Raw genomic sequence first — 9,650 nt, 5'->3', positions numbered from 1 at the left:
GGCTTGAGTGGATCAGCCGATCAACTGGCTCAGCGCCATGGCGACGCTCATGTCGCCTTCGACCTTTATCTTGCCGGACATGAACGCCATGGTCGGGTTGAGATCGCCTGCGATCAGCGACTCCAGATCGTCAAGCGAAAGCTTTATGGTGCAGTCGGCCGGCGCGTCGGTGGTCGACACATCAGCGCCGTCGATGACGATGACACCGTCACCGCCGGTATCGAACTTCACGGAACGGTCGAACCCGGCACTCGCCACGCGCGCGCTGATCTTGTCGGCAATTTCCTGAACGCCCATGGCCGTTCTCCTCGTCTCGTTGCGTTTGTCGCACATTGGTACTGAGGCGTTTCGATCTGGCCGAAATCGCCGCCTTGTGAATTTCGCGATCACGGTCGCTGGCGCATATAGCTTTGGGTTGACGTTTACGTCAACGCGGTTCACCGAGATGGAGATGGGTTTTATCGCCGCAGCGAAGCCGGCCGTCCACACTACCTGTGGCGGCCGGCGTTGCGGTTGCCATGCGATGTCGCCCAGCGTATCAGGCCCACTCCCCATGAATTTCGGCGAGCCGCTCCGGTGCTTTCCAGAAACGACCCAAAAGTCTATGCCCGCCGGCTTCGCGCGGTGCTGATCAGATCGCTGCCGCTGCTCGAAGCGCGCGGCATCGTCGTCGTCATTCTGGCCGGCCTGGTCGGCGTAATGGCTGGCGCGCTGGTCACGGGAATGAGCGAGCTGGTATTATACCTGCACGAACTGCTGTTCGGCGTTCAGCCGGGCGGACGGCTTTCGGCGATGTTTTCGCTCGAGAAGCCGGTGCAGGCGCTGATACCGGCGATCGGCGGTATCCTGCTCGGGCTGACGGTGATCTGGCTGAGAGTGCGAAAGTTCCGCACCCCGGTCGATCCGATCGAAGCCAACGCGCTCTATGGCGGGCGCATGTCGCTGACCGACACCTTCATCATTGCCGGACAGACGATGATTTCGAGCGGCTTCGGAGCGTCAGTCGGGCTGGAGGCCGGCTACACGCAGGTCGGTTCCGGCCTGGCGTCGCGGCTGGCGCGGTTCTTCAGGCTGCGCCGCAACGATGTCCGCATCCTGGTCGGCTGTGGTGCGGCCGGCGCGATCGCCGCTGCCTTCGATGCGCCGTTGACTGGGGCATTCTACGGCTTCGAGCTGGTCATCGGCGTCTACTCGGTCGCCAATGTCGCGCCTGTCATGACCGCCGCAATCTGCGCTTCGCTGACCGCCGAGGCCTTTGGCGGCGTTCCGTTTCCGCTGGAGCTCTCCGGTCTGCCGGAGCTCACCGCCAGCCAGTATTTGCCGTTCCTGCTGCTGGGCCTAATGGGCGGCGGCGCTTCCATAGCGGTCATGCATCTGGTGACACTGGTCGAACGCGGCTTCGCGCGATTGTCGATCGATGCCTCTCTGCGCCCCTTCATCGGCGGTTGCATCGTCGGGCTCCTGGGGCTCATCACGCCGCAGGTCCTGTCCAGCGGCCACGGCGCGCTGCATCGCGAATTCGCGATGAACTACGGGCTGGCCGTGGTGACCAGTGTTTTCCTGCTCAAGCTGGCGGCGTCGGCCGTCTCGCTCGGCTCGGGCTTCCGCGGCGGACTGTTCTTCGCATCGCTGTTTCTTGGTGCTCTGCTCGGCAAGATGTTCGCCGAGGTCATGGCCGTCGTCTCGCCGGCGACCGGCATCGATCCCGCAGTCGCGGCTGTCGTCGGCATGACGTCGCTCGCCGTCGGCGTCGTCGGCGGTCCGTTGACGATGACGTTCCTGGCGCTGGAATCGACCCGCGATCTGACACTCACCGGAGTGGTGCTGGCGGCTTCGATCATGGCGGCGATCCTGGTGCGCGAAACCTTTGGCTATTCCTTCTCGACATGGCGTTTCCACCTGCGCGGCGAGACGATCCGCAGCGCGCATGATGTCGGCTGGATGCGCAGCCTGACAGTCGGAAGCATGATGCGAAAGGATGTCCGCACTATCGATGCCTCTGCGACGCTTGCGACATTCCGCAAGGAGGTGCCGCTTGGTTCGGCCCAGCGCGTCATCGCAGTGGATGACGGCCAGCGCTATATGGGCGTGCTCATCGTCGCCGCGCTGCACAGCGATCTGTCCGACGGCGAGACGCCAGTGCTGTCGCTGGCCAGGTTCAAGGACGCCGTGCTGGTGCCAACCATGAACGTGCAGTCGGCCGCCGAGACCTTTCAGCGCGCCGGCGCCGAGGAACTCGCGGTCGTGGAGGATTTCACGAACCGCGTCGTCGTCGGGCTGCTGACCGAAGGCCACCTGATGCGGCGCTATGCCGAGGAACTCGACAAGGCAAGGCGGGATCTGTCGGGCGAGGGCTAGGCTTATCGAGCAGCCGGCCGGGTTCTCGCGTCGTCAACAACAAGGAAGCACGACGATGATCGCGGCGGTCAGTAGCCGTCGGGACCCCAAAATCTGAAACTCTGGCGGACGTTCCTCCGGTGGGTTGTTTCCAAAGCCGGCTACAATCAGGGCAGTTACACGGTTTGCGTCATTCAAACAGACGAGGACAGTGGTCAAGCCTGTCCCTAGCGTGGACTCGGCCCCCTGCGCTCAGAGTGGTGTAAAACGGGCCATGACAGCAGATTCTAAAGCGGTCATCTCACGCGGCGACCGCGTCAGGGGAGATAGGATGAACCCGTATCCGGGAGGCGAGTATCAAGACCCCATGATGGCACTGCACGAGGGGGATGTTCAGTCATGAAAATCAAAAGTCTGATGAAGCGTGCCGAGAAGGTGGACAGAGCATTCAAGGAGCTCGAAGCCGATTTGGCGGACGCGTTCGATGAGTGTCTCAACCTAGACGACCAGTCGCCGTTGGAGGCCGTCCCGGATGAGAATCTCGCGGCAAGGAATGACAACTCTCAGCCCGATGACGATGCGGGCGAGACCGCTCGACGGCTGACTTCCCACACACAAACCCGACTGGCTGCGTTGAATGCCGTCGACGGGCTCTTTGACGATGCGCGGGACTATCTGGAGGAGATCAATACAAAACTGTCGGAGATCGCGACTTCGCATCATCTGACAGGCGAATTCCTGAAGCTGCTTCACGGGGACATTCTTCGCGCCAACGAACTGGAACTGGCAAATGTCAGCCTGACCACCCAGCAAAGAGTGCTGTCGGAGCAGCTCCACGATGCGACCAGAAAGCAGCGCGAGCGTGAAAGCGCTGTCGAGGCCCTGCAGCAGCGCGAGACAGGCCTGGTCGAGGACAAGGAGGCACTTCGCTGTGCGCTGGCTGCAGCAAGGTTGGAGCTCGTCGTGGCAGGCAATGCGAGCGCAGAACGCGAAGCCGAGTTCGGCGACCTCGTCACAACGCTTTCGGCCAGAACCGCCGAGGCCAACAGATGCTCGCGCGAGAACGAGATACTGCGGGAAAAACATGTCAGCCTGTCGATCGACCTCGACAAGGCGCTGAAACGTGAAGTTGAGGCGCGGCACAGGCTGGATGAACTCTCGACGATTCATGCCAATGAGACGGCGCGACTTTCGGAACTGCTGGCTGCGCTTGGCAAGAGCGAGAAAGAGGAAATGCGGCTGCAGAAATCGCTCGATGTCGCGCAAGCGAAGCTGTCGGAAATGACGGAAGCGGCCCGTATCATGGAAGGTGACAGGGAAGCCGAGCGTGCGCGTAGTTTCGCGGAGATCGGCGGCCTGCGTTCCGAAATTCGCAACCTCCAATCGCGATTGGAGGTTGCCTTGAACGAGAACAGTGAAGCCGCCAGCGAGATCGCCAAGCTCAAGGCTCAATGGAGCGACGCTGTGGCCGAAAAGCAAATTGCGGAGGAAAGGTTGTCTGCTCTCAGAAAGGAGAACGAAAACGACAAGATGCACCTTTCGACGGTGAGCGCGAATTTTTCGCAGCTTTCCCTGCAGCAGGCATCCGAGCAAATACAGTTCGATGTCCAGAGGCAGGAATGCGAGGACCTGCGAGCCGAAGTCGCGTTGCTCGATGCTCGGGTCAAGGAACTGTTGCCCTATGAGCGTCTCCACAAGGTCACAAACGCCAGACCGCGTGAGGATGGCGTGGTCGAGATCACCGGTGTCGTGGCGGAGAAGGCCCGCGCCACAAGCAGGCGGCGCGTCCGCACCAGCTTGCGCGCTGCATCCTGAGACGACCCATCAGGTTAGAGCGTGGACTGGAGTGTCCTTTGCTCATCCAACTGGACACACCGGCTGGGCCTAATGCTCGATCGGGCCTTTAGGCATGACGATCGCCGTGCCGGCGGTTGTCGGACGCTCGATCATGCGGCGGACGCGCGGCGGCTCGTCGCCGCTGTGCAGCGCGCGTATGCGCTCGCCGATAACGGCATCGGCATGGGTGGCCCGCTTATTGTGGCGGATGTATTCGAGCCATGTCGGCGTGTGATAGTGCTCGATCCATATTGCGGGATTTTCAAGATCGCGCGCCAGCGTCCAGTTGCGGGCGCCGTCACGGCGTCGGATGCGGCCGCGTTCGGCCATGGTGGCCAGGAACTCCGGCACGTCCTCCTCGCGGATGATGTACTCGATCATGATGGCGATGGGCCCGCTGCGCAGCTTGAGGTCGAGCGCGAGATGCGGCTCCTTGAAACGGTTGGTGGGATCGAGGTTGAGCACTGCTTGCTGCGGCAAGGGCAGCAAGAGGCCGATCGCACCGCCCGCCAGCATCGCGACAGCAGCCGCGACCAGCGCCAATTCGGCGCCATGCGCATCGGCGACGACACCCCAAATCCAGCTGCCGAGCGCGATGCCGCCGAAGGTCGCCGTCTGATAGACCGAGAGCACCCGGCCGACCACCCAGCGTGGCGTCGACATCTGCACCGTGACGTTGAAATGCGACAGCGCGATCACCCAGCAAGCGCCGCCGACAAGCAGTCCGAGCGACGTCTGCCAGGCGTGGTCGCTGACGGCGGCATTGAAGGCGCAGAGCGCGAAGCCGGCGAATGCCATACGCACCATCGTCTCGCTGGACAGGATCTGCCTTAGCCGGACGCTGATCAGCGCGCCGCCGACGGCACCGATACCGAAAGCGCCGAGCGTGATGCCGTAGGTCAAGGCATCACCCTTGACGACATCGCGCGCCACCAGCGGCAGCAGCGCCAGAACCGCGCCGGCGCTGAAGCCGAAAGCCGCACCCCTGACCAGCACCTTGCCGATATTGGGCGACATGGCGACGTAGCGCAGGCCGGCGCCCATCGCCGCGCCCAGCGTCTCGCGCGGCAGTGTCGAGGCCGGCAGGTCCGGCTTCCAGCGGGCCAGCACGATGATGAGCCCGACATAGCTCAATGCGTTGGCGGCAAAGGCCGCGGCGGCACCTGCGGCGGCAACGATGATGCCGCCGATCGCCGGGCCGACGCTGCGCGTCAGGTTGAAGCCTAACGAGTTGAGCGCGACGGCCGCAGGCAGCTTGGCGCGCGGCACCATGTCGCCGACCGACGCCTGCCACGACGGGTTGTTGAGCGCCGTGCCGCTGTCGATCAGGAAGGTGAAGGCAAGCAGCGTCCACGGCGTTATCAAGCCAAGGTAGGTGAACACTGTCAGCAGAACCGAGACGACCAGCATGAAGATCTGGGCAATCAGCATGACCTTGCGCCGGTTGAAGCTGTCGGCTATCGCACCGGCAACCAGCGCAAACAGCATGATCGGCAAGGTGGTCGAAGCCTGAACCAGCGCGACCTGATAGGGCGAGGTGGCAATCGTGGTCATCATCCAGGCGGCGCCGACGCCCTGAATCAAGCCGCCGAAATTCGAGACAAGACTGGCGGACCATACGGCGCGGAAAATGCCGTGCCGGAACGGCGCCAGCGCCGAGACGCGTTCACTGTCCGGCTCGTCGTCGATCATGGATGCTTCCCCGACTTCAATGCTGCCTTCTTCCGGTGAATCGGTCCCTCATACCGTCCCTTCAAAGTAGAGCATCACTTTGCAAAGGGCGAACGCCTTTTCAAAGAAGATCATGGTCCAACAACAGGATAGCGAAGGTCGGAACAGGTCAGCGGGCGTCCTTGCAGGCGGCGTGAAGCGCTTCGGTGAGGTGGCAGACTTTGTGCCCGCTGCCTACTAAATTTCTACGAATGTCGTTGCCCAAAACCGCTGCGCTCTCTCGGATCAAACGCCCGAGGGCAGACTCCGACATGCATTACCGATCCTCGAATCCGGTCAGCACGCCGACGGCGTTGACGCCGATTTCCTCGACGGCATACCCGCCTTCCATAACAAACAGCGTCGGCAGGCCGAGCCTGGCGACGCGGCGGCCGATCTTGGGATAGTCGGCGCTTTTCAGCTTGAACTTGCTGATCGGGTCCTTCTCGAACGTGTCGACGCCGAGCGAAACGACGACGACATCGGGAGCGTAAGCCGCAAGTTTCGCGCAGGCGTCTTCCAGCGACGCATTCCAGGCGTCCCATGAGGTGCCGAACGGCATCGGATAGTTGACATTGAAGCCCTCGCCGGGGCCGGCACCGCGTTCGTCGGCATGGCCAAGGAAGAATGGATATTCGGTCATCGGGTCGCCATGCAGGTTCAGCACCTGCACGTCGTCGCGGCGGTAGAAGATCTCCTGCGTGCCGTTGCCGTGATGGTAGTCGACATCGAGGATCGAGACGCGCTTGGCGCCCTGGTCGCGGAACCATTGCGCGGCAACGGCGGCGTTGTTGATATAGCAATAGCCGCCCATGAAGGCAGCGCCGGCGTGATGGCCGGGCGGACGACAGAGCGCGAAGGCGGATGCCTCGCCAGCCTTGACCAGGGCGGCCGCGGTCAGCGCCACGTCATAGGACGACTTGATCGCCTCCCAGGTGCCTTCGACGAAAGTGGCGCCGCCGTCGAAGGAGTAAAAGCCAAGCAGCGCATCGATGGTTCTGGGGCGCACATCGCCGCGCAGGCCGCGCGTCGGCCAGGTGAAGGGGATGGCCGAGCCCGTCCGGCCGGACGTCTCCCAGAGCGGCCACACGGTCGGCAGGAAATCGATGTAGTCGCCGGCATGCACCTTCCCGGCGGCAGCGAGATCGTGGGTGTCGGGTAGCAGGATCGGGCCGAGCTTTTCGCTCTCCACCCTCGCCTTGATGAACTCGGCGCGCGAGGGCTTCTCGAATGCCGGCACGATGGCGCCCGAAATGAGTTCGAAGTTGCCGGCATGACCGGCGTGGAGAGGGGAGAAAACAGTCTTCATCTTACGGGCCCGTCTCGCTCTTCGAGTTGCGTATCTGTCATTGACAGACCGCTTTGTGGCAGAGAGTTTCAGCGCCGCCAAGAGGCATTCCAGATCGTTGTTACGAGTGGCAGCGGACGGCTTGCCAGACGCCAATACTCTGCTAGCCTAAGCTCAAACGGGAGAACATTATGCCGCCATCGGCCGATCTGATCGTCGAGAACGCCAGCATATTGACGATGGATCCCGATAACCCCCGCGCCGAAGCCATAGCCATCAAGGGCGGCGAAATCATTGCGATCGCAGATCGCGCGACCGTGCTGGAGCACAAAGGCCCCGGCACGCGCGTCATCGATGCCGGCGGCGGCTCGGTCGTCCCCGGCTTCATCGAAGCGCATATGCATCTTTTCGCCGGCGCGGCCGAGCTCGATCACCTCCAACTGATGGGGGTCCATGGTTTCGAGGCTCTTTCCGGCGCTGTGCGCCATTATGCCGCAATTCGACCGGACCTGCCCATTCTGCAGGCGCAAGGCGCCGACTACACCATCCTGTCCGCGACTGAGCGGGTCAGCCGCCATCACCTCGACCGCATCCTGCCGGACCGGCCCTTCGTCATGGCGGCGCCGGACCACCACACAATGTGGGCCAACACCAAGGCGCTGGAACGGGCCGGCCTGCTTAGAGGCAAGCAGCTTGGCCCGGGCAATGAGATCGTCATGGGCGACGACGGGCTGGCCAGCGGCGAATTGCGCGAGGGCGAGGCCTTTGGGCCGCTGATCGCACTGGCCGGCGAGGATCGCGTGCGGCTCGGTTTGGCCACTGGCGGCGAGCCGGACCCGAAGCCGACGCCGGCGGAGCAGGCCTCCGACCGGGCGATCATGCGCCGCGGGCTGGAATGGTGCGCCAGGCACGGCATTACATCGATCCAGAACATGGACGGCAATTTGCACCAGCTCGAACTCCTGTCCGAGATCGAGGCCGAAGGCGGTTTGCTGTGCCGCGTGCAGGTGCCGTTCCACTACAAGAATTTCATGACCCTCGACATACTCGACAAGGCGTCGGCGATGGCTGAGCGCTACAAGGGCGAATGGCTGTCGTCGGGCATGGTCAAGGTGTTCTATGACGGGGTGCTCGATTCATGGACGGCAGTGATGGTCGAGCCCTATGCTGACCGTCCGGATTGGCTGGGCGAGCCGCTTTTCACGCCGCAGCAATTCATCGACCTTGCCGTGGCCGTAGACAGGCGCGGGCTGCAGATGGCGGTGCACTCGATCGGCGACGGCGCCGTGCGCGCCGTGCTCGACGGCTACGAGGCGGCACAGAAACAAAACGGCAAGCGCGACAGCCGGCATCGGGTCGAGCACATCGAGGTGATCGCCGCCGCCGACGTGCCGCGCTTCGCAAAGCTTGGCGTCATTGCCTCGATGCAGCCGCCGCATCCGCCGGGCAGCGTGGGCTTGCCGCTGGAGCCGACGGTGTCGCGCATCGGGCCAGCCCGCTGGCCGCTGAGCTATGCGTGGCGGACGCTGAAGAATGCCGGCGCGCGCGTCGTCTTCGCCTCGGATTGGCCGGTGTCGCCGATCGATCCGATCCTGGGCATTCAAGCGGCAGTGCTGCGCAAACCATGGGCAGACGGCGATCCCGACCAGAGCTTCTCGCTGCAAGAATCGCTCGGCGGCTACACGGTGGAAGGCGCCTATGCCGAATTCATGGAGCATCGCAAGGGCCGCCTGAAGCCAGGCTTTATGGCCGATCTCGTGGTCCTCTCAGCTGATATCGAGACGACCGCGCCGGAAGCGCTGCATACGGTGCGGCCGGTGACGACGATCTGCGGCGGCAAGATCACCTATCAGGCATGACGGTGGCACGGTAATTGCGTTCTGAATCGACATTCAGATGTATGCTTGCCAAGCTATGCGCCGTGTGCTGACAATCGAGTGGGAACTGGATCCGCCATAAAGAGCGGACACAAGAATGGGGTAATCGTGCCGGAACAACCGGGTAAAAGTGCAATTGAAATTCGTGGCGTCCGCAAGGTATTCGGTACCGGGGAGTCACAGGTCGCCGCTCTCGACACGGTTTCGGTGTCGATCCGCGAAAATGAGTTCTTCACGCTGCTTGGCCCGTCCGGCTGCGGGAAGACGACGCTTCTGAGGCTGATTGCCGGCTTCGATTTCCCGAGCGCCGGCGAGATACTGCTGCATGGCCAGGACATCGCGCCGCTGCCGCCATTCAAGCGGCCGGTCAACACCGTGTTCCAGAACTATGCGCTGTTTCCCCATATGACGGTGGCCGAGAACATCGGCTTCGGCCTCGAAATGCTCGGCAAGCCCAAAGCCGAAGTGAAGGCGCGGGTCGCCGAGATGCTGAAGCTGGTCAAGATGGAAGCGCTCAGCGGCCGCCGCACCAGCCAGATATCGGGCGGCCAGCAGCAGCGCGTGGCGCTGGCGCGGGCGCTGGCGCCGCAGCCGAAGGTGCT

General features: G+C 63.1%; 7 protein-coding genes. 4 read left to right on the top strand and 3 right to left on the bottom strand.

Translation table 11 applies throughout. The features are described 5' to 3' along the window. Positions 1 to 12: 12 nt before the first annotated feature. Positions 13 to 297, bottom strand: a complete 285-nt coding sequence (locus tag E5W87_RS26345; protein ID WP_127293338.1) for an SCP2 sterol-binding domain-containing protein — start codon at positions 295 to 297, stop codon at positions 13 to 15. 279 nt (positions 298 to 576) lie between these two features. Here E5W87_RS26345 and E5W87_RS26340 point away from each other — a divergent pair, with 279 nt between their 5' ends. Both E5W87_RS26340 and E5W87_RS26335 read left to right on the top strand, forming a co-directional pair. Next, positions 577 to 2,358 (top strand): chloride channel protein, encoded by a 1,782-nt coding sequence (locus E5W87_RS26340; RefSeq protein WP_292404357.1) that lies wholly within the window; start codon positions 577 to 579, stop codon positions 2,356 to 2,358. Positions 2,359 to 2,736: 378 nt separating this feature from the next. After that, positions 2,737 to 4,152 (top strand): hypothetical protein, encoded by a 1,416-nt coding sequence (locus E5W87_RS26335; RefSeq protein ID WP_292404354.1) that lies wholly within the window; start codon positions 2,737 to 2,739, stop codon positions 4,150 to 4,152. Positions 4,153 to 4,221: 69 nt separating this feature from the next. Here the strand turns inward: E5W87_RS26335 and E5W87_RS26330 are convergent, their stop codons facing one another. Both E5W87_RS26330 and E5W87_RS26325 read right to left on the bottom strand, forming a co-directional pair. Beyond that, positions 4,222 to 5,865 carry an MFS transporter gene (locus tag E5W87_RS26330; RefSeq protein ID WP_292404353.1) on the bottom strand — a complete coding sequence of 548 codons (1,644 nt, stop codon included), beginning with the start codon at positions 5,863 to 5,865 and terminating at the stop codon, positions 4,222 to 4,224. 295 nt (positions 5,866 to 6,160) lie between these two features. Next, positions 6,161 to 7,192, bottom strand: coding sequence for a histone deacetylase family protein (locus tag E5W87_RS26325; RefSeq protein ID WP_292404351.1), 1,032 nt, complete (start codon positions 7,190 to 7,192; stop codon positions 6,161 to 6,163). Positions 7,193 to 7,362: 170 nt separating this feature from the next. Between E5W87_RS26325 and E5W87_RS26320 the strand changes: the two genes are divergently transcribed. Continuing rightward, the gene (locus E5W87_RS26320) at positions 7,363 to 9,030 is read left to right on the top strand and encodes an amidohydrolase (RefSeq protein WP_292404348.1); all 1,668 of its coding nucleotides are present in this window, start codon (positions 7,363 to 7,365) and stop codon (positions 9,028 to 9,030) included. Positions 9,031 to 9,156: 126 nt separating this feature from the next. Next, positions 9,157 to 9,650, top strand: a 494-nt coding sequence (locus E5W87_RS26315; protein WP_292404359.1) for an ABC transporter ATP-binding protein, incomplete at its 3' end; no start/stop codon positions are given.

Origin of the sequence: Mesorhizobium sp. (assembly GCF_004962925.1) — a bacterium.
GTDB lineage: Bacteria > Pseudomonadota > Alphaproteobacteria > Rhizobiales > Rhizobiaceae > Mesorhizobium.
Note: the sequence above shows the minus strand (reverse complement) of the source record. Positions and strands in the feature narration are given on the sequence as shown.